The organism is Pannonibacter phragmitetus DSM 14782 (genome assembly GCF_000382365.1).
GTDB classification, from domain to species: domain Bacteria; phylum Pseudomonadota; class Alphaproteobacteria; order Rhizobiales; family Stappiaceae; genus Pannonibacter; species Pannonibacter phragmitetus.
Genome location: NZ_KB908232.1, coordinates 12,289 through 31,028, shown reverse-complemented (window position 1 = coordinate 31,028; position 18,740 = coordinate 12,289). Strand labels below are relative to the sequence as shown.

The 18,740-nt window shown below is 63.7% G+C and carries 19 protein-coding genes; 9 read left to right on the top strand and 10 right to left on the bottom strand.

Going from position 1 to position 18,740, the window contains the following annotated elements; translation table 11 throughout:
• Window positions 1-65: 65 nt before the first annotated feature.
• A complete protein-coding gene (locus H163_RS0118975; protein ID WP_026356055.1) occupies window positions 66-1,676 on the bottom strand; it encodes an ABC transporter substrate-binding protein in 1,611 nt (536 codons plus the stop codon).
• Window positions 1,677-1,875: 199 nt separating this feature from the next.
• On the opposite strand from H163_RS0118975, the gene H163_RS0118970 reads away from it, so the two are divergent.
• From H163_RS0118970 to H163_RS0118960, 3 genes are read left to right on the top strand one after another with little or no spacing between them, the layout of a single operon-like run.
• Entirely contained in the window at window positions 1,876-2,610 is a 735-nt protein-coding gene (locus H163_RS0118970; RefSeq protein WP_019966202.1) for a FadR/GntR family transcriptional regulator, read from the top strand.
• A gap of 13 nt (window positions 2,611-2,623) precedes the next feature.
• Window positions 2,624-3,796: an amidase gene (locus H163_RS0118965; RefSeq protein WP_019966201.1), complete on the top strand. Its 1,173-nt coding sequence runs from the start codon at window positions 2,624-2,626 to the stop codon at window positions 3,794-3,796.
• Between the two features lie 10 nt (window positions 3,797-3,806).
• Window positions 3,807-4,466, top strand: coding sequence for an aspartate/glutamate racemase family protein (locus tag H163_RS0118960; RefSeq protein WP_019966200.1), 660 nt, complete (start codon window positions 3,807-3,809; stop codon window positions 4,464-4,466).
• Between the two features lies 1 nt (window position 4,467).
• Here the strand turns inward: H163_RS0118960 and H163_RS0118955 are convergent, their stop codons facing one another.
• A complete protein-coding gene (locus H163_RS0118955) occupies window positions 4,468-5,451 on the bottom strand; it encodes a zinc-binding alcohol dehydrogenase family protein (RefSeq protein WP_026356052.1) in 984 nt (327 codons plus the stop codon).
• A gap of 128 nt (window positions 5,452-5,579) precedes the next feature.
• On the opposite strand from H163_RS0118955, the gene H163_RS0118950 reads away from it, so the two are divergent.
• The 5 genes from H163_RS0118950 (at window position 5,580) to H163_RS0118930 (ending at window position 10,176) form a co-directional block, all read left to right on the top strand.
• A complete protein-coding gene (locus tag H163_RS0118950; RefSeq protein ID WP_026356051.1) occupies window positions 5,580-6,506 on the top strand; it encodes a GntR family transcriptional regulator in 927 nt (308 codons plus the stop codon).
• A 110-nt stretch (window positions 6,507-6,616) separates the two neighbouring features.
• Window positions 6,617-7,306: a FadR/GntR family transcriptional regulator gene (locus H163_RS0118945; RefSeq protein WP_019966197.1), complete on the top strand. Its 690-nt coding sequence runs from the start codon at window positions 6,617-6,619 to the stop codon at window positions 7,304-7,306.
• A 25-nt stretch (window positions 7,307-7,331) separates the two neighbouring features.
• Window positions 7,332-8,306, top strand: a complete 975-nt coding sequence (locus tag H163_RS0118940) for a C4-dicarboxylate TRAP transporter substrate-binding protein (protein ID WP_019966196.1) — start codon at window positions 7,332-7,334, stop codon at window positions 8,304-8,306.
• Window positions 8,307-8,364: 58 nt separating this feature from the next.
• Window positions 8,365-8,847: a TRAP transporter small permease gene (locus tag H163_RS0118935; protein ID WP_019966195.1), complete on the top strand. Its 483-nt coding sequence runs from the start codon at window positions 8,365-8,367 to the stop codon at window positions 8,845-8,847.
• 57 nt (window positions 8,848-8,904) lie between these two features.
• Window positions 8,905-10,176, top strand: coding sequence for a TRAP transporter large permease (locus H163_RS0118930; protein WP_019966194.1), 1,272 nt, complete (start codon window positions 8,905-8,907; stop codon window positions 10,174-10,176).
• 75 nt (window positions 10,177-10,251) lie between these two features.
• Here H163_RS0118930 and H163_RS23230 read toward each other — a convergent pair whose 3' ends face one another.
• Window positions 10,252-11,448 carry an NAD(P)/FAD-dependent oxidoreductase gene (locus tag H163_RS23230; RefSeq protein ID WP_040679252.1) on the bottom strand — a complete coding sequence of 399 codons (1,197 nt, stop codon included), beginning with the start codon at window positions 11,446-11,448 and terminating at the stop codon, window positions 10,252-10,254.
• Between the two features lie 70 nt (window positions 11,449-11,518).
• Here H163_RS23230 and H163_RS0118920 point away from each other — a divergent pair, with 70 nt between their 5' ends.
• Window positions 11,519-12,202: a TetR/AcrR family transcriptional regulator gene (locus H163_RS0118920; protein ID WP_019966192.1), complete on the top strand. Its 684-nt coding sequence runs from the start codon at window positions 11,519-11,521 to the stop codon at window positions 12,200-12,202.
• A 2-nt stretch (window positions 12,203-12,204) separates the two neighbouring features.
• Here the strand turns inward: H163_RS0118920 and dmpG are convergent, their stop codons facing one another.
• From dmpG to H163_RS0118885, 7 genes are read right to left on the bottom strand one after another with little or no spacing between them, the layout of a single operon-like run.
• Window positions 12,205-13,230 (bottom strand): 4-hydroxy-2-oxovalerate aldolase, encoded by a 1,026-nt coding sequence (gene dmpG, locus H163_RS0118915; protein ID WP_019966191.1) that lies wholly within the window; start codon window positions 13,228-13,230, stop codon window positions 12,205-12,207.
• Entirely contained in the window at window positions 13,230-14,174 is a 945-nt protein-coding gene (locus H163_RS0118910) for an acetaldehyde dehydrogenase (acetylating) (RefSeq protein ID WP_019966190.1), read from the bottom strand. Before H163_RS0118910 ends, dmpG begins: the two co-directional genes overlap by 1 nt.
• Entirely contained in the window at window positions 14,171-14,956 is a 786-nt protein-coding gene (locus H163_RS0118905) for a 2-keto-4-pentenoate hydratase (protein WP_019966189.1), read from the bottom strand. Before H163_RS0118905 ends, H163_RS0118910 begins: the two co-directional genes overlap by 4 nt.
• Window positions 14,953-15,939, bottom strand: a complete 987-nt coding sequence (locus H163_RS0118900; RefSeq protein WP_019966188.1) for an NAD(P)H-dependent flavin oxidoreductase — start codon at window positions 15,937-15,939, stop codon at window positions 14,953-14,955. The genes H163_RS0118905 and H163_RS0118900 overlap by 4 nt, the downstream gene beginning before the upstream one ends.
• The gene (gene hcaB / locus H163_RS0118895) at window positions 15,939-16,748 is read right to left on the bottom strand and encodes a 3-(cis-5,6-dihydroxycyclohexa-1,3-dien-1-yl)propanoate dehydrogenase (protein WP_019966187.1); all 810 of its coding nucleotides are present in this window, start codon (window positions 16,746-16,748) and stop codon (window positions 15,939-15,941) included. The genes H163_RS0118900 and hcaB overlap by 1 nt, the downstream gene beginning before the upstream one ends.
• A gap of 8 nt (window positions 16,749-16,756) precedes the next feature.
• Window positions 16,757-17,305 (bottom strand): 3-phenylpropionate/cinnamic acid dioxygenase subunit beta, encoded by a 549-nt coding sequence (locus H163_RS0118890; protein ID WP_019966186.1) that lies wholly within the window; start codon window positions 17,303-17,305, stop codon window positions 16,757-16,759.
• 4 nt (window positions 17,306-17,309) lie between these two features.
• On the bottom strand, window positions 17,310-18,734 hold the full coding sequence (locus H163_RS0118885) for an aromatic ring-hydroxylating oxygenase subunit alpha (RefSeq protein WP_019966185.1): 1,425 nt from the start codon (window positions 18,732-18,734) through the stop codon (window positions 17,310-17,312).
• Window positions 18,735-18,740: the final 6 nt, after the last annotated feature.

Genomic DNA, 18,740 nt, shown 5'->3' with positions numbered 1-18,740 from the left:
CCGGGATCCTGGGGTATGCTCGGGAGAGCCTGCCCGGCGGAGAAGACCCCGCCGGGCAGAAGGCCTCATTCCATCGTGATGGAGGAGAAGTTCAGGTACCAGTTCTGCGGCTGGACGAAGCCCTTCACCTTGCCGGTCATGGCGCGGGGCGCAACGTCATGGGTGACCATCAGGAACAGCGCGTCATTGACGAACTTCTCGTGGGTCTTGCGGATCACCTCATCCTGCTTTTCGGGATCGAAGGTGGTCTTGATCTGCTTGAACAGGCCTTCCATCTCCGGATCGCAGTAGTGGCCCCAGTTGGTGCCGTTCGGCGCCACGAGGTCGCAGCTCAGGTGGCGCAGGAAGCCGGTAAACGGGTCCTGGATGAAATAGGTGAAGTTGATCGACTGGGAGCCCTCGACGCTCGGGTCCTTGGCGCCGGCGCGCCACAGGTTGATCATCTGGTTCCATTCCACCACCATGAACTCAACCTCGATGCCCACTTCCGCAAGGCTTTGCTGGATGTATTCGTTCATGGGCAGCGGCAGCATCTGGCCGGAGCCGGAGGGCGAGATCAGCGCCTTCACCTTCAGCGGCTTGTCCGGGCCGTAACCGGCTTCCGCCAGCAGGCGCTTGGCCTCTTCCGGATCATACTTCACGTCGAAGGTGGGCTTGCCGAACCACTGGTTGGACGGCGGCACGAAGCCCTTGGCCGGGATCATCAGCCCGCCCAGCAGTTCGGACAGGCCGTCACGGTCGATGGCGAGGTTCGCTGCCTTGCGCACGTTGATGTCGTTCCAAGGCGAGCCTTCGGCGCGCGACAGGTGCCAGGTCCAGTTGTGCGGGAAGGCATTGGAGGTGATCGTCATGCCCTGTGCCTTGATGGCCGGGATCGTGTCCGGGGCGGGCGCCTCGATCCAGTCCACCTGACCGGAGAGGAGCGCCGCGGTGCGGGCATTCGGCTCGGGCAGGGGCACCAGCACCATCTTGTCGAGTTTCGGGATGCGGGCTTCATCCCAGTAACCGGTGTTGGGCACGAGTTCGGCGCGCTCGCGCGGGACGAAGCTCGCAAGCTTCCACGGGCCGGTGCCGGACGGCTCCTTGGCAACTTCTTCCCAGTTCTTGCCCTTGGCTTCCCAGTTGGCCTTGGAGCTCATGAAGATCCAGGCGAGCTGATAGGGCAGGGTCGCATCGGGAGCCTTGGTGACGACTTCCAGCGTGTAGTCATCGATGGCGCGGTAGGTGTCGACAGCAGGAATGCGCGACTTGCCCTGTGCGGCCTGACGCGGGTCATACTGTTCCGCATCGGTCTTCAGCAGCTTGTCGAGGTTCCACACCACGTCATGGGCGGTGAAGTCCGAGCCGTCATGGAACTTCACGCCTTCGCGGATCTTGAAAGTCCACTTCTTGGTGTCGGCCGGATCGGCGCTCCATTCGGTGGCAAGGCCCGGCGTCAGGACGGAAGGCTTGTCGGCGCTCGAAAGATCCCACTCGACCAGCGAGTTATAGACCGTGTAGCCGATGAAGCGCATGCCTTCGCCGCCCTGATCGACCTGACCGGTGGTGAGGGGAATATCCGACGCTGTCATGCCGATACGCAGCGTGCCTGCTGCCAAAGCATGCATTGACGTGCCGGCAAGGGCGGCAAACGAAAGGGCCGCAAGTGCTGCGCTTCGGAATGTCTTCAACGCCATCAATGTCTTCCTTATCTGAGAGGTTCGATATGTTTCTTATTGAACGACTTTTCAGAACTTGCGGGATTTGCAATGTCTGGAAGTCATTTTAATTTTTGACTTGAAGGTCAGGTTTTCGTGCGCTACCAAATCCTTCTGGTCTGACCAGATGAGCGTATGAACAGCGCATTTTTGATGCAAGGCGAAGATTTAGGCAGATATGACCAGTCTTTCACCACATGACGCATACGGCACACTGGCGCTGCCGGAGGATGACGCGTCCGCCTCCGTTCCGGCGCGCGTGGCCCGGGCGATCCAGGCGATGATTGCCGATGAAGGGCTGGAGGAGGGCGATCCCCTGCCGTCCCAGCGCGATCTGGCGGGCATTCTGGGCGCATCGCGTCCTTCGGTGCGCGAGGCGATTTCCATGCTGGAAGCGCTGGGTCTTGTGCGGGTGGAACAGCGGCGTGGGCTCTTCGTCGCCGCCGCCTCCAGCCTTCAGCCGGCGGATCTGTGGTCGCACGGCACCGGTTACTCGCTTGAGGAGACCTATCAATTCCGCATGGCGATGGAGCCGCAGGTACTGCGCCTGGCCATGCCTGCACTCACCGGTGATGTGAAATGGCGGCTGTGGCGCTCTGTCGAGGCGCTGATGGCGGCTGCCCGCACGGGCCGCAGTGTCGAGGCGGCAGAGCAGGACACCCTGTTCCATGACCTCATTGTCGAGGCCTGCGGCAACCGCATCTTCCAGTCCATGCACCGGCTGATGGCGCGGGAGTTCCAGAGCAGCCAGTGGGTGCCCATGGTGCGGATGGAAAGCATGGTGGAGACCGCCAGTGAGCATCTGGCGATCATGGAAGCAGTGGACCGGCTGGACCGGGATGCCGCCTGCCACGCCATGGCTGCCCATATTCAGGGCGCGGCCCGCCGCGCCGGCATAGACCTGACCTCATGAGGAAAATGATTTCATGATCAATGATGCAGCCGAAGCCTTCATCGAGGTTCTGGACACACCGCTGGTGGCGGGCGAAGGGCCATTGAGCGGTCTTACCTTTGCCGCCAAGGACAATTACGCCTTCGCGGGGCGTGTTGCGGGCAATGGCAGCCCGGCCTGGAAGGCAAGCCATGCGCCGGACGCAGTCACAGCGCCATCGCTGCAAACGGTGCTGAATGCGGGGGCTGCGCTCGCCGGTTTCACGAAAATGGATGAGCTTGCCTACAGCATGATCGGCAGCAATGCCCACACCGGCACGCCGCTGAACAGCGCTGCGCCGCTGCGGGTGCCGGGCGGCTCGTCGTCCGGTTCGGCCTCCGCGGTGGCTGCAGGCCTCGTGGACTTTGCCCTTGGCAGCGATACGGGCGGTTCGGTGCGCATTCCTGCGTCCTTCTGCGGGCTCTACGGCTTGCGTCCCGGCCATGGCCGCGTTGATGGCACGGGGCTGAAACCGTTGGCCCCCAGCTTCGACGTGCCGGGCTGGTTTGCCCGTGACCTTGATCTGATGCTGCGGATCAGCGCGGTCTTCGGCATCAAGGCAGGCAATGCACCGGCCCCCGCGCGGCTGTGGATGCCGGAAACCATATGGGCCATGCTGGACCCTGCAATGCGGAGCGCTCTTGCGCCAGGTGTCGCCCGGGCTGAAAGCCTGCTGGGGCCTGCGCTCACCCATGCCATCCCGCTCTACGGGGAGATCGACTGGTTCGAGACATTCCGGCTGCATCAGGCTTATGAGGCCTGGGGCGCGCTGGGGGACTGGATCGAGACAGAGCGGCCGGACTTCGGGCCCGGCGTCGGCGAGAGGCTGGCGGCGGCCAAGGCCGTTTCCGGTGAGACATTCGCCAAGGTCTCGCAAGACCGGTCTGCCATCCGCGCGGCCATGGATGAAGCGCTTTCCGGCGGCGTGATCCTGCTGCTGCCAACGGCGCCCGGCCCGGCGCCCTTGCGTGACGCCAGCCAATCCGATCTTGAGCTTTACCGCCGGGCCACCATGCCCATCACCTGCATTGCCGGCCTCAGCAGCCTGCCGGAGCTGACAATTCCCGGCGCTTTGGTGGACGGGGCTCCGGTTGGTCTCTCGCTGGTGACGGCAAGGGGCGGGGAGGAGATGATTCTGGATTTCGCCCGCCGCATGGCAGCCGCGTGAGGTCGCAGAAATGAAGCCGCGCGTGGCGCTGATCAACCCGAATACCACCGTGGTGACGACGCTTGCCATGGTGCGGCTTGCGGCGGAGGCGGTGCCGGAGATCGAGTTTCTGCCCGTGACCGTTGCCAAAGGGCCTCCGGTGATCACGGAGCCAAAGGCTTTGGCGGAAGCGGCAGGGCATGTGGCGGCGCTGGCGGATCATCTGCCGGAGGGGATTTCCGGCGTCATCACGGCTGCCTTCGGCGATCCCGGGCTGGAGGAGCTGCGCGCCGTTCTACAGGTTCCTGTCACCGGCATTGCGGAAGCGGGCATGCTGGCAGCGGCTGAGGGCGGGCGGCGGTTCTGCGTCGTCACGACGACCCCGGATCTGGCCGTCCCGATCAAGGCACGGGCAGTGGCCTATGGTCTTGGTGACAGTCTCGTTTCCGTGCGGTTGACGGCGGGCGATGTGCATCAGGTGATGGCAAACCCGGAACGGCTTGAAGCGGCTCTGGCAGAGGCCATTCATCTGGCCATTTCGGAAGATGCAGCCGAGGCGATTGTCATCGGCGGCGGGCCGCTGGCCGTTGCGGCACGGGCTCTGGCGGGGCAGTTTTCCGTGCCCATCATCGAGCCGGTGCCTGAAACGGCGCGCCGGATCGCAAGGCTGATCCGGCGCGCAAGTTTTTGAATCAGACTTTGATGATGGCCTTGATCAGCGTACCCCGGTCCTCTGCCCAGAGCGGCAGGTTGGTCACGGCGTCCTCGAAGCTCGTTTCATGGGTCGCCAGCACATCCACCGGAACCTCGCCGCTGCGGATCTTGGCAATGACGTGCTCGAAGTCTTCCTTCAGCGCATTGCGGCTGGCGAAGAGCGTCGTCTCGCGCTTGTGGAACTCGGGATCGGCAAAGACCAGATCGCCCTTGACCACGGACAGCAGCACATAGGCGCCGCCATGAGCGACGTGGGCAAGACCTGCATTCATGGCCTTGATGTTGCCGGTGGCATCGAAGACCACGTCATAGGCACCCGGCGTTTCCTCTCCCACCAGTTCGTAGCGGGCAGAGGGCAGGGCCTTGCGGGCAAGATCCAGCCGCGACTGTGAGGTGTCGCGCAGGGTAACGTCTGCCCCTTCAATGGCGGCAAAGATCGCAGCGCCAAGGCCGATGGGGCCAGCACCGACGATCAGCGCACTCATGCCGCGCTTCACACCGCCCCGGCGCACGCCATGGGCACCGATGGCCAGAAACTCGACCATGGCCGCTGCCTTGGGCGACAGCCCTTCCGCCGGATAGAGATTGCCCTCCGGCACCACGATTTCCTCGCACATGCCGCCGTCCGTGTGGACGCCGAGCACGGCGATGGCCTCGCAGCAGTTGGGCTTGCCGATGGTGCAGGCGTGGCACTTGCCGCAGGTGATGTAGGGGTTCACCACGACGAGATCGCCCTTGGCAATCCGGCCATCGGAGGAGGCTTCCTCTGCGGTGCCGGAAAGCTCGTGGCCCATGACGCGCGGATAGGCGAGGAAGGGCTGATGACCACCGTAGATGTGGTAATCCGTGCCGCAGATGCCGATGTGGCCGACCTTCACCCGCACGTGCCCGGGCTTTGCCTCGGGGCGCGGACGCTGGGTCTGTTCAAACTTGCCGGGCTCGGCACATACGAGGGTCTTCATCATGGACATGGGGCAGCTTCCGTTTTCTTGATCTGCGCGCTTGCATCGCTTACGGTTTTTTATTGAATAAGATCCGTTTCCGTCAAACTGAATCCGGTTGATCCCGGTTGAAAACCAGAGGCCTGTTCGTGGCGCGCAACCGCAACCTCTTCAAACTGCATGTGAATCTGATGCTGGACCGCCTGCAGCAAATGGCGCCCGGCGAACGGCTGGGCTCGGAAGCAGAGCTGGCGGAGGCTCTCAGCGTGAGCCGGACCACCGTTCGGGCCGTGCTGGCGCATCTGGCCGAGGCCGGGATTCTCGACTGGGACGGGCGCGAAAAGGTCCTGCGCCGCCTGCCGGAAGCGGCCGACCGGTTCGAGGAATCGGAAACCCTGTCCCATCAGGCGCATGTGGAAAGCCAGTTTCTGGACTGGGTGCTGCGCGGCGATCCGCGCCCCAACACGGTGCTGAGCGAGGCGGGGCTTGCCCGCCGGTTCGGGGTCAATGTGGCTTCCGTCCGTGAATTCCTGATCCGCTTCGAGCCCTTTGGCCTGATCGAGAAGCAGCCAAACCGGCACTGGGTGCTGAAGGGCTTCACCCGGGGCTTTGCCGAGGAAATGTTCACCGTGCGCGAGATGTTCGAGCGCAAGGCGCTGGCCGGGCTGCTGGCGGCCTGCGGGCCGGGCGGGGCGCGGGCAGGGGAGTTGCAGGAACTTTCGCTGGCGCATCAGGCTCTGGCGGCCGGGCCGGACGAGGGGCTGGACGCCTTTCCACAGCTTGATGCAGCCTTCCACCAGTTGCTCTGCGCCTCATCCGGCAACCGCTTCATCATCGATTTCAGCCGTACGATCTCCATCATCGTGCACTTCCATTACCGCTGGAACAAGCGCGACGAGCAGCATCGCAACCGCGCTGCAATCTCCGAGCACATGGCCATTATCGAGGCGGTTCAGGCGGGGAATGCAGAGCGCGCTGAAGCCGCGCTGGATGCCCATCTCGCCACCGCCCGGCGCACGCTGATGGCCTCGGTGATCTGGCCGGAGGGCCCCGGGTCAGATGCGGTCACTGCCTGAAATTTTCAGTCTGCTTGTCTGACAAGGCTTGACAACCGGCCCTCATCCGGGAGAACCATAGCGCCGAGTTTGGTCCAACCATAGGACCAATAGCCAGTGGAGGGGAGGCCATGGCAGGACTTTCAGCAGTCGAGGACATTCGCGAGGTACTGCGCCGGGAGATCGTGGAGCGCATGCAAGTCGGGGATCTGCTGCCGAACGAGCGGGATCTGGCCGAACGCTTCGGCGTGGCGCGCAACACCGTGCGCGAGACCATGATCCATCTGGAAGCCTTCGGTCTCATCGAGAAGACGCGGCGCGGCGCCAAGGTGCGCAAGCCGGACTTCGATCCGATCTTTTCCATCTTCGCCCAGCATTTCGACAACTCCGCCAAGACGCTGGAAGACGTGCTCAATTTCCGCCGCATCGTGGAAACCGGCGCCGCACCTCTGGCTGCGATTGGCGTGACCGACGTGCATCTCGACCAGATGACCGAGGCCAACGAACGCATGCGCCTGGCCATGACGGTGTCGGAAGCCGCCGGGCACGACTATGACTTTCACATGGCCATGGTGGAGGCGGCGGGCAACACGGTGCTGATCCGCATGTACCGGGTGCTGTCGGTGCCGCTGCGCTTCTACATGGAGGTGGGTAAGTCCCGTTCGGCCCAGACGGTCGAGTCCCATGCCCAGCATCAGGACATCATCGACAGGCTGCGCACCCGCGATGCCGCCGGGCTGACGGCCAGCCTTAACACCCATTTCGACTATTCGGGAGCCGTGTTTGCGGCTCTCGCAAATCAGGCGGCTGACACTGTCTGAACTCACCCAAGTGGAGGAATTTTAAATGAAACTGAAATCGCTTGCGCTTGCCGCGCTCATGGGCGTCGCGGCCATTCTGCCGGTGGCTGCGCAGGAAGTGGTCGTCAAGGTGGCCTATGAGAACAATCCGGGCGAGCCGGTCGACAAGGTGATGCACCGCTGGGCCGATCTCGTGAAGGAAGCTTCCGGCGGCAAGGTGGCGCTGGAGCTGTTTCCCTCTTCGCAGCTGGGCGCGAAGAAGGACGTGATCGAGCAGGCCATGCTCGGCGTGAACGTGGTGACCATCGCCGACGCCGGCTTCCTCACCGACTTCGATCCGGATCTGGGCATCCTGTTCGGGCCGTATCTGGCCGACAATCCGCAGCAGCTGCTGAAGATCTACGAGAGCGACTGGTTCAAGCAGAAGGATCAGGAGCTGCGCGCCAAGGGCATTCACATCGTCATTCCGAACTACCTCTATGGCACCCGCCAGCTGCTGGCGACCAAGAAGGTGGAAAAGCCGGAAGACCTGAAGGGCCTGAAGATCCGCGTTCCGAACAATCCGATGCAGATCAAGGCCATCGAGCTGATGGGCGCCACCCCGACGCCGATGCCGCTGGGCGAAGTCTATCCGGCCCTGACGCAGGGCGTGATCGACGGCGTGGAAAACCCGCTGCCGGTGCTCTACGGCCAGAAGCTGCATGAGCCGGCCAAGGAGCTCTCCATGATCGGTTATCTCACCAACACGGCCCTGTGGCTGGGCGGTGAAGAGTTCTTCTCCACCCTCGACCCGCAGGTTCTCGAAATGCTGCACAAGACCGGCTACGAGGCTGGCCTTTACAGCCAGGAGATTGCTGCTCAGGAAGAAGAGCGCATTCTCTCGGAGATGAAGGCAGCTGGCGTGAATGTTACCCAGCCGGATGTGGCGGCCTTCCGCGAGAAGACCATGCCCTTCTACACCCAGTTCCCGGAATGGACGCCGGGCCTCTATGACATGATCCAGGCAGAACTCGCCAAGTGATCCTTCCGGCTGGCCGCTTCCCGCAAGCGGCCGGTCCTCCCTCTTCGCGGAGACTGTCATGTCCCTCATCTTCCGTGCTGCCTCGGCCTTCGGGGCCGTATGCGTGGCCCTGCTCGTGCTGATGACCGTTGCAGCCGTCATCGCGCGCTATCTTATGGGAACGCCCTTTGCCTGGACCGAAGAGGTCTCGGGCATCTTGATGATCTGGATCGTCATGATCGGTGCCATCGCCTGCGAGGCGAACCGGCAGCATCTGACCATCGATCTTCTGGAAAATGCGCTGAAGGGCCTGCCGCGCCGTCTGATGGTGTTTGCCGTCAATCTGGCATCCGCCGGGCTTCTTGCCTTCATGGCCTGGCAGGGCTGGGCGCTCGCCAAGGCGACGGCATTCAAGAAGACGCAGATCCTCGGCATTTCGTGGTTCTGGCTGGATCTGGCGATCGTCATCGGCGCCGGTGGCACCGCGCTCGTCATGGCCTGGCGTCTCTACCGGCCTGATGCGGCGGCAAACCCGCCCGCCGATCCTGAGCACAAGGCCTGATCTCCCGCCCTCACTTTCCTTCCTGACGGCCACGTATTCGCGTTCAGAAAGACGTCCATGACCTGGTTCATCATCATTGCTCTCATGTTCGCGCTCTTTGCCCTGAACATGCGCATCTATCTCGCCATGTTCGCGGCTGTGGTCGCCTATTTCGTGTTCTTCTCCTCGGTGCCCCTGCAGATCTCCGTGCAGCGGATCATTGCGCCGACGCAGAACCCCTCGCTGCTGGCCATTCCCTTCTTCGTGCTGCTCGGCACGCTTCTGGGCACCACCGGCATTGCCGGGCGCCTGATGAAGCTGGCGGATCTGATGGTCGGACGCCTGACCGGCGGTCTTGGCCACACCAACGTCATGCTATCCACCCTGATGGGCGGTATCTCGGCCTCGAACCTTGCTGATGCTGCCATGATGTGCCGCATTCTGGTGCCGGAAATGCGCCGCCAGGGCTACAGCGCCGGTGCGGCCGCTGCCATCACCGCCTGCGGCTCGCTGATCACCCCGATCATCCCGCCCGGCATCGCGCTGATCATCTATGCGCTGGTGGCTGACGTTTCGATCGGCTCCATGTTCACCGCCGGCATCCTGCCGGGCCTGCTCTGTGCGGCGCTGCTGATCATGGCCGTGTGGATCAACGCCCGCCGCAAGGGGTTGAAGCCGTCGCGCGAGAGCTGGCCCACTGCCGCAGAAACGAAGACGACGCTCATCGGCGCATGGCCCGCCATCTTCCTCGTGCTGGTCATCGTCGGCGGCATCCGCCTGTCGATCTTCACGCCGACGGAAGCCGGTGCCGTTGCCACGGTCTTCACCCTCGCCATCGGTTTCCTGATCTACCGGGAAATGAAGCTTTCGGATGTGGGCCGCGCCTTTGCCGAAACCGGCCGCCAGACCGCCTCGATCCTGCTGGTCATCATGACCTCGTCGGCCCTTGCCTGGATCTTTTCGGTGGAGCGGGCCGGTGTTGCCATGGCGGAGATCATTACCAGCCTGACGACCGACCCCTGGGTCTTCCTCATTGCCGTCAACGTTCTGCTGCTCGTGCTGGGCATGTTCATCGAGGGCACGGCGCTGATGATCATTCTCGTGCCGCTGCTCAAGCCCGTGGTCATGCAGCTCGGCATTGATCCGGTGCATTTCGGCATCGTCATGATCCTCAACCTCTCCATCGGCACACTGACGCCGCCAGTGGGAACGGTGCTGCTGATGGTGTGCAACCTGACGGGGGCCAAACTGGTCGAGTTCCTGCGCGACGGCTGGATCTTCCTCGCCACGCTTCTGGTGGCGCTGCTGCTGGTCACCTTCGTGCCGGCCTTTTCGCTGGCACTGATCTGAAGCGCCCGGATGAAAACAAAGGCCGCCTGCGGGAAGTGTTCCGCAGGCGGCCTTTTGGCATTCCGGGAAGGGCTTTTATGCTGCGGTGCAGGCTTTCAGCGGCTGAGTGCCATCCGCAAGCCGGTCTGCGGCAAGCCGGGTGCCTTGCGCCAGCCAGCGGCGGGCAAGGACAAAGTCGCGGGCGCAGTTGAGCGCCCAGGCGCCGATAAGGCGTCCTCCTGTCAGATGAAAGGCCATCTGCTCCGTGCCGCTGCCGCGCAGGATTACTTCCTCCGCGCCCTCAAGGCTGCCCGCCATCTGCACCTTGGCATCGAACTGATCCGACCAGAACCACAGCGGTTCGGGAGCAGGCAGCGGCGTGCCGGTGATCTGACAGGCCACCGCGAGGCCGGAGACATTGGCATTCTGCCAGGATTCCAGCCGCAAGCGGCTGCCGTCACTCTGCGTTGCCACGGCACAGTCGCCAATTGCAAAGATGGAAGGATCGCTGGTGCGGAACTGGCTGTCCACGACGATGCCCCGGTCAGTGGCAAGGCCTGCGGCAGCCGCCAGCCCGTCATTGGCTTCCATGCCGATGGCGGCAATCAGGAAATCCGGCGTCAGGGCTGTGTCATCTGCAAGGCGTATGCCGCCCGGCACGAAGCTGAAGCCTGCACCGCAGTGCAGGCGGATGCCGTTGGCTGCATGAAGGGCGCTGAGGGCTTCTGACAGGGCAGGCGGGGCAACACGGGCACAAGGGCGCGGCGCCATTTCCAGAACATCCACCTCAAGGCCTGCCTGACGGCAGCTTGCGGCGGCCTCCAGTCCCAGCCAGCCGCCGCCAACAACGGCAACGCTGCGGCTTGAAGCGATGAGAGCCTTGAGCTGCTCCGCATCTTCCGCCTTGCGGACAGAGACCAGCGGCAGGCCGGTGAGGGCAGCCCCGGGCAGGGCGCGTGCCCGCCCGCCAGTGGCCAGGACCAGCCAGTCATAGGAGAAGCTGTCAGCGTCCGTCCCAACTTTGCGTGCGTCCCGGTCAAGGCCCGAAACGGTGCAGCCGGTCAGGAGGCGGATGCCGAGGCTTTCGGCTTTTGCGGCATCAAGTATGGTGACATCGGCAAGGCTGCGTCCGCCGCTGACCAGTTTCTTGGACAGCTCCGGCCGCTCGTAAGGGGCGTGCGGCTCCTCGCCTGCCAGGATGATTTCGCCTTGAAATCCCTTGTCCCGCAGCGCCATGGCACAGACCGCGCCTGCCTGTCCGGCGCCCGCGATAAACACAGTTTTTCTACTCATGATGCCTCGCAAAAGAGAGTTCAGTACCGTAAGGTTTGGAGAGGAAGACAGGCTTCTGGAAGGTTTCCCCGTGACCGGCAGTTCCAACGACAGTCCCTCCGCTGCGAATGAACCGGCGGTGCCCGCCGATGCAGCGGCAGATGGAAATACGCCCTTGCGCCGTTCGCCGACGCGCCGGGTGAAGGACAGCCCGCTGACCGAAACCGACTGGGTGGAAGCGGCGACCGAAATTCTCGTGCGCGAAAATGTGCGCGGCATCCGCATCGATACCCTGTGCCAGAAGCTGGGCGTGACCAAGGGCAGCTTCTACTGGCACTTCAAGACACGCGCCGAACTTCTTGCAGCCATGTTGAAAAACTGGCAGCGGAAGATGACGCTCAACGTCATCCAGAACATTTCCAAGGCCAACGAGACCGGCTTTGAGCGGCTGCGCAAGCTGATGGCCCTGCCGCGCATGCCCAAGTCTCCGGCCTTTGCCCAGGTCGAGATGAGCATCCGCGACTGGGGCCGCCGGGTCGATCTGCCGCGCAATGCGGTCGAGGAAGTGGACCATATCCGTTACGAGTATTTCGCCGAGCTGTTCCGCATCGAGGGTTTTTCCGATGAGGAGGCCCGCACCCGGGCCTATCTCGCCTATTGCCTGATGATGGGGGACTCGGTGCTGCACAAGACGCTGAAGCCGCTGGACAACGAGGAGTTCATCTCCGCAGCCATGGCCTGCCTGCGTGCGCCCCGGGAAGAGCGCACGCGCTGAGCCTATTGCGCTGCCGGTTTCTCTCTGGCGGCGGCCAGATCAAGCGCCACATCCACGATCATGTCTTCCTGACCGCCCACCATGCGGCGGCGGCCAAGTTCCATGAGGATCTCGCGGGCATCGACGCCATAGTCTGCCGATGCCTTTTCCGCATGGCGCAGGAAGCTGGAATAGACACCGGCATAGCCGAGCGACAGGGTTTGCCGGTCCACCTGTACGGGACGGTCCTGCAAGGGGCGCACCAGAGTGTCGGCAGCGTCCTGCAGCTTGAACAGATCGCAGCCATGCGGCAGGCCCATCTTGTTGGCGACCGCGACAAAGGCCTCGATGGGCGTGTTGCCTGCGCCTGCACCCATGCCGGCCAGAGAGCAGTCAATACGGGTTGCTCCATGCTCGATGGCGGTGATGGAGTTGGCGACGGCCAGTGACAGGTTCTGGTGGGCATGCACGCCCACTGCCGTCTCCGGCTTCAGCACGCTGCGCAGGGCGGTGATGCGGGCTGCATAGTCGCGCATGGTCATGGCGCCGCCCGAGTCCGTCACATAGACGCAATGGGCGCCGTAGCTTTCCATCTTCAGCGCCTCACCGGCCAGAACCTCTGGCTCCGTCATGTGTGACATCATTAGGAAGCCGACCACATCCATGCCCATGCCGCGGGCTGCCGCAATGTGCTGGGCCGAAACGTCTGCCTCGCTGGAATGGGTGGCGATGCGCACCGACGTGACACCCAGATCATGGGCTTTCTTCAGGTCATGAATGGTGCCGATGCCGGGCAGCAGCAGGGTGGCCAGCTTTGCCCGCTTGATCACCTTTGCCGCTTCCGCAATCCACTGGCCGTCCGTGTGGCGGCCGAAACCGTAGGTCATGGTCGAGCCGGTAAGCCCGTCGCCATGGGCAACGGAAATGGCATCAACGCCTGCCTCGTCCAGCGCCTGGGCGATGTCGCGGATATGGCCAAGATCATACTGGTGACGGATGGCGTGCATGCCGTCGCGCAGGGTTACGTCATGAATGAACAGCTTGCCCATCACGCAGCCTCCTTCACCCAGTTGCGCAGGATTGCGATGCGCTCGGCCGTCTTCATGGCGGCAGAGGTCATGATGTCGAGATTACCGGCGTAGGCGGGCAGATAATGCGCCGCGCCTTCCACTTCGAGGAAGACGGTTACCTTCAGCCCGTCCACGTGGCGGCCCAGTTCCGGGATCCACAGCGGCGCGTTGCCGCCGATGCGTTCGAATTGCACGTCCTGCTTCAGGCGGTAGCCGGGGACATAGGCCCGCACTTCCTCCACCATGGCGAGGATCGAGGCGCGGATGGCGTCCCTGCTGGCGTCATCCGCAAGGCAGATCACCGTGTCGCGCATGATCAGCGGCGGTTCTGCCGGATTGAGGATGATGATCGCCTTGCCCTTGTCCGCACCGCCCACCTGTTCGATGGCGGCTGCCGTCGTCTCGGTGAACTCGTCAATATTGGCGCGGGTGCCGGGGCCAGCGGATTTCGAGGCGATGGAGGCGACGATTTCGCCCCAGTGCACCTTTGTCACGCGGGAAATGGCGGCAACGATAGGGATCGTCGCCTGACCGCCGCAGGTCACCATGTTGACGTTCGGCGCATCCAGATTGGCATCCAGATTGACCGGCGGGATGGTGTAGGGGCCGATGGCAGCGGGGGTCAGGTCGATCACCTGCTTGCCATCTGCAATCAGCGCCTCGCTGTGGCGCTTGTGCGCACCTGCCGATGTGGCATCGAAGACGATGGCGATGTCCTTGTAGACGGGTAGGGCGCGCAGGCCCTCCAACCCTTCGTGGGTGGTGGCAACGCCCAGCCGTGCCGCGCGGGCAAGGCCATCGGATGTTGCATCAATGCCCACCAGGGCGGCGCATTCCAGCACGTCCGACAGGCGCATGATCTTGATCATCAGGTCGGTGCCGATGTTGCCCGAGCCGATGATGGCGCATTTGACCTTGCTCATGCCGCAAGTCCTCCGAATTCGACGCTGACTTCTCCAAGGCCTTCAATGCGGGCGGTGCAGGTGCCGCCGGGGCTGACGGCCACCATGGGGCCAAGCGCCCCGGAAAGCACCACATGCCCGGCCTGCAACGGCCTGCCGCTGGCGGCCATGGTGCGGGCGAGCCAGACGAGAGCGGAGAGGGGGGAGCCGAGGCAGGCGCGGCCCTTGCCGGAGGACTTCTTCTCCCCGTTCAGCTCCAGTTCCATGGCGCAGTCGAGCAGATCCACCGCTGCCAGCGGTTTAGCCACCGGCCCCAGCACGAAATGCGAAGAGGAAGCGTTGTCGGCGATGGTGTCGGTGATGCGGATGTCCCAGCCTGCGACCCGCGAACCGACGATTTCCAGCGCCGGAACCACATGGTCAACGGCGGCGATTACCTCGGCGCTGGTGCAATCGGCATGGGGCAGATCCTTGCCGAGAATGAAGGCGATTTCCGCCTCCACCTTGGGCTGGCTCAGCTCTGCGAAAGGCACGATGCCTGCATTCAGAACATCCATGTCTGCAAAGAGCAGACCGAAGTCGGGCTGGTGCACCCCAAGCTGCTGCTGCACCACGCGGGACGTAAGGCCGATCTTGGCACCCACGATGCGGCTTTTCTCAAGCTGCCGGCGGGTGTTGATCTCCTGTACGGCATAGGCGGCGGCCACATCGCTTTCGCCCAGAAGGTCGCGCACAGGTGCGCAAGGGGTGCCGGTCTGCCGCGCCTGCCAGAGGCGGTCTGCGGCCTGTTCGATGATGCTCATGCTGCATTCCTTCCTGAAAGTCTCTCCGCAAAGCCGGTGCGGGCGCGCTCTGCCGCAAAGGCGGCGAGATAGCCTTCGCTCAGCCCGTCCACGATGCGGGCCACCGGCTCGCTGGCGGTGATGGCGCCGACGCCCTGGCCTGCGCTCCACACATGTTTCCAGGCCTTGGCGCCGGAATGCATGTCGCCGGAGAAGTCGATCTTTGCCTCTGCCTTCATGTCGGAGAGGGAAATTCCGGCCCGCTCGACGCTGGCCTTCATCCAGTTGCCCAAGGCTCCGGTGATGGCGCGCGAGGCGATGAGGTCTTCCATGTGGCTGGCGATGACCATCTGCCGGTATTCATCCGGGATCATGGTTTCGGGCGCTGCGAGGAAACGGGTGCCCACATAGGCGAAGTCCGCGCCAAGGTTCTCGACCGCCCGCACCGCCTGCCCGGTGGAGATGCCGCCGCCCACGATCAGCGGCCCGTCAAAGAAGGAGCGCACCTCGTCGATGAAGGGCATCATGGCATATTCGCCCGTGTGTCCGCCCGCACCGGCACAGACAAGCACCAGCCCATCCGCGCCTTTCTCGACGGCCTTGCGGGCATAGAGCGGCGAGTTCACGTCTGCAAAGACAAGCCCGCCATAGCCGTGCACGGCATCTGTCACCCGGTGCGGCCCGCCCAGCGCGGTGATGACCAGCGCCGGCTTGTACTCGGCAACAAGGGCGATTTCCTCGTCAAAGCGGCCATAGCTGGTGTGGGTGATCATGTTGAAGGCCCAGGGTGCATCCTGCGGGCCGAGATTGCCGGAGATGGTTTCAAACCAGTCGCGCAGATCCGCCGTGGTGCGGGCATTTGGGCCGGGCAGGGCGCCCATGACCCCTGCGCGGCAGGCGGCGGTCACCATGTCCGGGCCGGAGACGAGGAACATGGGGGCTGCGATCACCGGAAGGCGCATGCGGGCCTTCAGCCCGGCCAGTGCAGCATCGGTCTTGCTCATCAGGCTTCCTTTCTCTTGCGTCCGCCGCCACGCACCATCAGTCCCCCGTCCGAGCGGATGATTTCGGCAGTGACGAAGCGGGCCTCCTCCCTGGAGGCGAGCGTTACATAAAGACCGGCGTGATCCTCCGGCTCGGACAGGAAGCCGAGCGGCACGGTCTTGGCGACCATGGCATCGAAGCCGGGAATATCTGCGAGCGAGCGGCTGTGTCCGGCCGAACTGAGCCCGCCTAGACCGGTGCGCGTGCCGCCGGGCGCAACCGCGTTGACGCGGATGTCCGGAGCAAGCTCGAAGGCAAGCTGCTTCACCGTGCCCACCAGCGCGTGCTTGGACGACACGTAAAGCACGCCGCCGCCGCCCGGATAGAAGCTGGAAGAGGAGAGGGTGAAGACCACCGAGCCCTGCGAGGCGCGCAAGGGATCGAGCGCTGCGCGCACCGCCAGCAGGTAGCCCTGCACGTTGACGGCAAACAGTTCCTCGAAACGGGTCTGCAGATCCTCGCCGGAGATCGTCTCGAACCGGTCGGAGAAATCATAGACGCCCGCATTGGGCACCAGCACATCCAGTTTGCCAAAGGCCGAAGTTGTGGCCTCGACCAGACGGCTGTTGTCCGCCCAGCTGCGCACATCGCCCAGCACGGGAAGCACGGCATCGCCATGCTGCCCGGTGAGCGACCCGGCATCCGCCTCGCTGCGCACGAGAACGCCAACCCTCGCGCCCTCTGCCACGAAACGGTCCACCACCGCCCGCCCGATGCCCTTGCCGCCACCCGTGACGATGGCGCTGTATCCCTGAAGCCGTCCGCTCATGGGTGTTCTCACAGGAAGGTGTTCAGGTTCTTGGACAGAAGCACGTTCTGCACGATGAAGATGCGCCGGCGCAGCAGACGGAAACCGTCTCCCTCCCGCCGCAGCACGTCTTCGCGCCGGCCGTGGATGATGTCCTGATCCGTTTCGTTGCGGTTGCGCACGTTGGTAAAGGCCGAGCAGGCCGCTACCAGATGCGGGTCATCCGTCTCGAACACCTCGATGTTGCTGATGAGATGCGCGTGGCGGGTGGCAGGATTGTCAGCCCAGGCCGAGGGCTCGTTGTAGCGCTTCACGCGCACATGCAGCTCGTCCCAGGTGTCATCGAAATAGGCAGACTCGCCGTAGCAGAAGGTGCCGCGCTTGTCGTCGCGGCGGCGGGTTTCCATGTCCGGCATCCAGTAGCGGATGTCCTTGTCGATGAAGGTCTCCAGCCATTCCTGATAGGCCTCCCGGTCCAGCACCCGGGCCTCTGCATGGAGGAAGCGGGTGACGAGCCGTTCGGTTTCGCTATCGGCGTAGCGGGTGAAGTCCGTAAAGGGTCTGGCGATGTCAAGCATGGGCCTACTCCGCTGCCTGCTGCTGCTGCACGGCCCGGCGCGGCGGGGCGGTTTCCCCGTTCTGCAGGTCGTGCCAGTTGTCGTGGCGCATGAACTCGGCCCAGCGCGTGTAGAAAAGGCGCTGGTTCGCATCGTTCAGCGAGCCCTTGTGGATGATGCCCGGCAGATCGCGGGTCTCATCCCTGGTGCCGAGGCCAAGTGCATAGTGCAGGGGCTGCTGGCGGGTGACGTAGCCCTTGTTGACCCGGGTGGAATATTCCCAGTTCTCGCCATCATCCATTTCGAACACACCGGCAGGCGAGAACGTCATCATCACGCCCTTGCGGTACAGTTCCTTGATGTGTTCGGGCATGTTCTTGTTGACGAGGGTCCAGACCACCAGCTCGATCTTGTCCGGCCCGCGCGGATGCCAGACACGGAATGTCGCCTGACCAGGCAGGAAGGAGAAGTTCGGAAACACGGTGGCGGAAGAAACCGCCCCCACCATGCGCGCCCGTACATCCCCCAGACGCTCCGCCATTTCCTTCTGCCGGGAGAAGACGTAGTCCACCAGCTCCGGATAGCCGAGGGTGCGGGTGTTGCCGACCTTGTCGAGATTGGTCTCGATGCCGTGGCCGTAGACCGACGCCTGGAAGGCCAGCTCGTCATAGCGCGCGCCCAGATCGACGCCTCCGCCCAGAATGGCCTGCGCACCGGACTGATGCGTCCAGAAGGCATGGAGAATGTCACCGACGAAGTTCTCCGCCGGGAATTTCCAGTTGCAGTCAACGACGGACTTGATGGCCCCGCCGATGAATTCGGTGCCGCCTTCGTCATTGTCGAGCATCACGTCGAGATACCAGGTGAAATCACCCAGAAACTCGGTCAGGCTCGGAGCCTCCGGATCAAAGGTGCCGAAGATGAGCCCCTTGTAGGAGGCGACCTGCGCCACCGGAGTGAGACCGATGCCGGCCTTGTCGAAGGTGACATCCGTGTCATAGACCTTGCCGTCAGTACCGCGCAGGCCGCCGTCGATGCCGAAGGACCAGCCGTGGTAATTGCAGATGAAGCCGCGTGCCTTCTTGCCCGCGTCCACCATGCACACCCGGTTGCCGCGATGCGGGCAGGAGTTCAGGAAGGCGTTGACCGACTTGTCCCGCTGGCGCACGACAATGACATTGTCCTCGCCCATGTAGGTGCGGATGAAATCGCCCGGCTCGGGGATCTGGCTCTCATGCGCAAGGAAAAGCCAGGCGCGGCCGAAGATCTGGCGCAGCTCTGCCTCGTAGACAGCCTTGTCATGGAAGACCTTGCGGTCGACCTGTGCACGCTGCGTGTCTACAAGCCCGGCGAAGTCCGGGTAGCTGCCGGCCCTGGGATAGACCGGCCGCATGTCGGGGCGGTTGCCGCCCGCTTCTGCGCTGCCTGCGCAGCCGTCATGTTCACACATCCATAA

Coding starts and splice junctions, on each gene's coding strand:
- H163_RS0118930 (WP_019966194.1), top strand. CDS start 8,905: ATGACCTGGTTCATCATCATTGCTCTCATGTTCGCGCTCTTTGCCCTG.
- H163_RS0118965 (WP_019966201.1), top strand. CDS start 2,624: ATGATCAATGATGCAGCCGAAGCCTTCATCGAGGTTCTGGACACACCG.
- H163_RS23230 (WP_040679252.1), bottom strand. CDS start 11,448: ATGAGTAGAAAAACTGTGTTTATCGCGGGCGCCGGACAGGCAGGCGCG.
- H163_RS0118900 (WP_019966188.1), bottom strand. CDS start 15,939: ATGAGCAAGACCGATGCTGCACTGGCCGGGCTGAAGGCCCGCATGCGC.
- hcaB (WP_019966187.1), bottom strand. CDS start 16,748: ATGAGCGGACGGCTTCAGGGATACAGCGCCATCGTCACGGGTGGCGGC.
- H163_RS0118940 (WP_019966196.1), top strand. CDS start 7,332: ATGAAACTGAAATCGCTTGCGCTTGCCGCGCTCATGGGCGTCGCGGCC.
- H163_RS0118905 (WP_019966189.1), bottom strand. CDS start 14,956: ATGAGCATCATCGAACAGGCCGCAGACCGCCTCTGGCAGGCGCGGCAG.
- H163_RS0118890 (WP_019966186.1), bottom strand. CDS start 17,305: ATGCTTGACATCGCCAGACCCTTTACGGACTTCACCCGCTACGCCGAT.
- H163_RS0118960 (WP_019966200.1), top strand. CDS start 3,807: ATGAAGCCGCGCGTGGCGCTGATCAACCCGAATACCACCGTGGTGACG.
- H163_RS0118885 (WP_019966185.1), bottom strand. CDS start 18,734: ATGTGTGAACATGACGGCTGCGCAGGCAGCGCAGAAGCGGGCGGCAAC.
- H163_RS0118970 (WP_019966202.1), top strand. CDS start 1,876: ATGACCAGTCTTTCACCACATGACGCATACGGCACACTGGCGCTGCCG.
- dmpG (WP_019966191.1), bottom strand. CDS start 13,230: ATGGGCAAGCTGTTCATTCATGACGTAACCCTGCGCGACGGCATGCAC.
- H163_RS0118935 (WP_019966195.1), top strand. CDS start 8,365: ATGTCCCTCATCTTCCGTGCTGCCTCGGCCTTCGGGGCCGTATGCGTG.
- H163_RS0118975 (WP_026356055.1), bottom strand. CDS start 1,676: ATGGCGTTGAAGACATTCCGAAGCGCAGCACTTGCGGCCCTTTCGTTT.
- H163_RS0118945 (WP_019966197.1), top strand. CDS start 6,617: ATGGCAGGACTTTCAGCAGTCGAGGACATTCGCGAGGTACTGCGCCGG.
- H163_RS0118955 (WP_026356052.1), bottom strand. CDS start 5,451: ATGAAGACCCTCGTATGTGCCGAGCCCGGCAAGTTTGAACAGACCCAG.
- H163_RS0118910 (WP_019966190.1), bottom strand. CDS start 14,174: ATGAGCAAGGTCAAATGCGCCATCATCGGCTCGGGCAACATCGGCACC.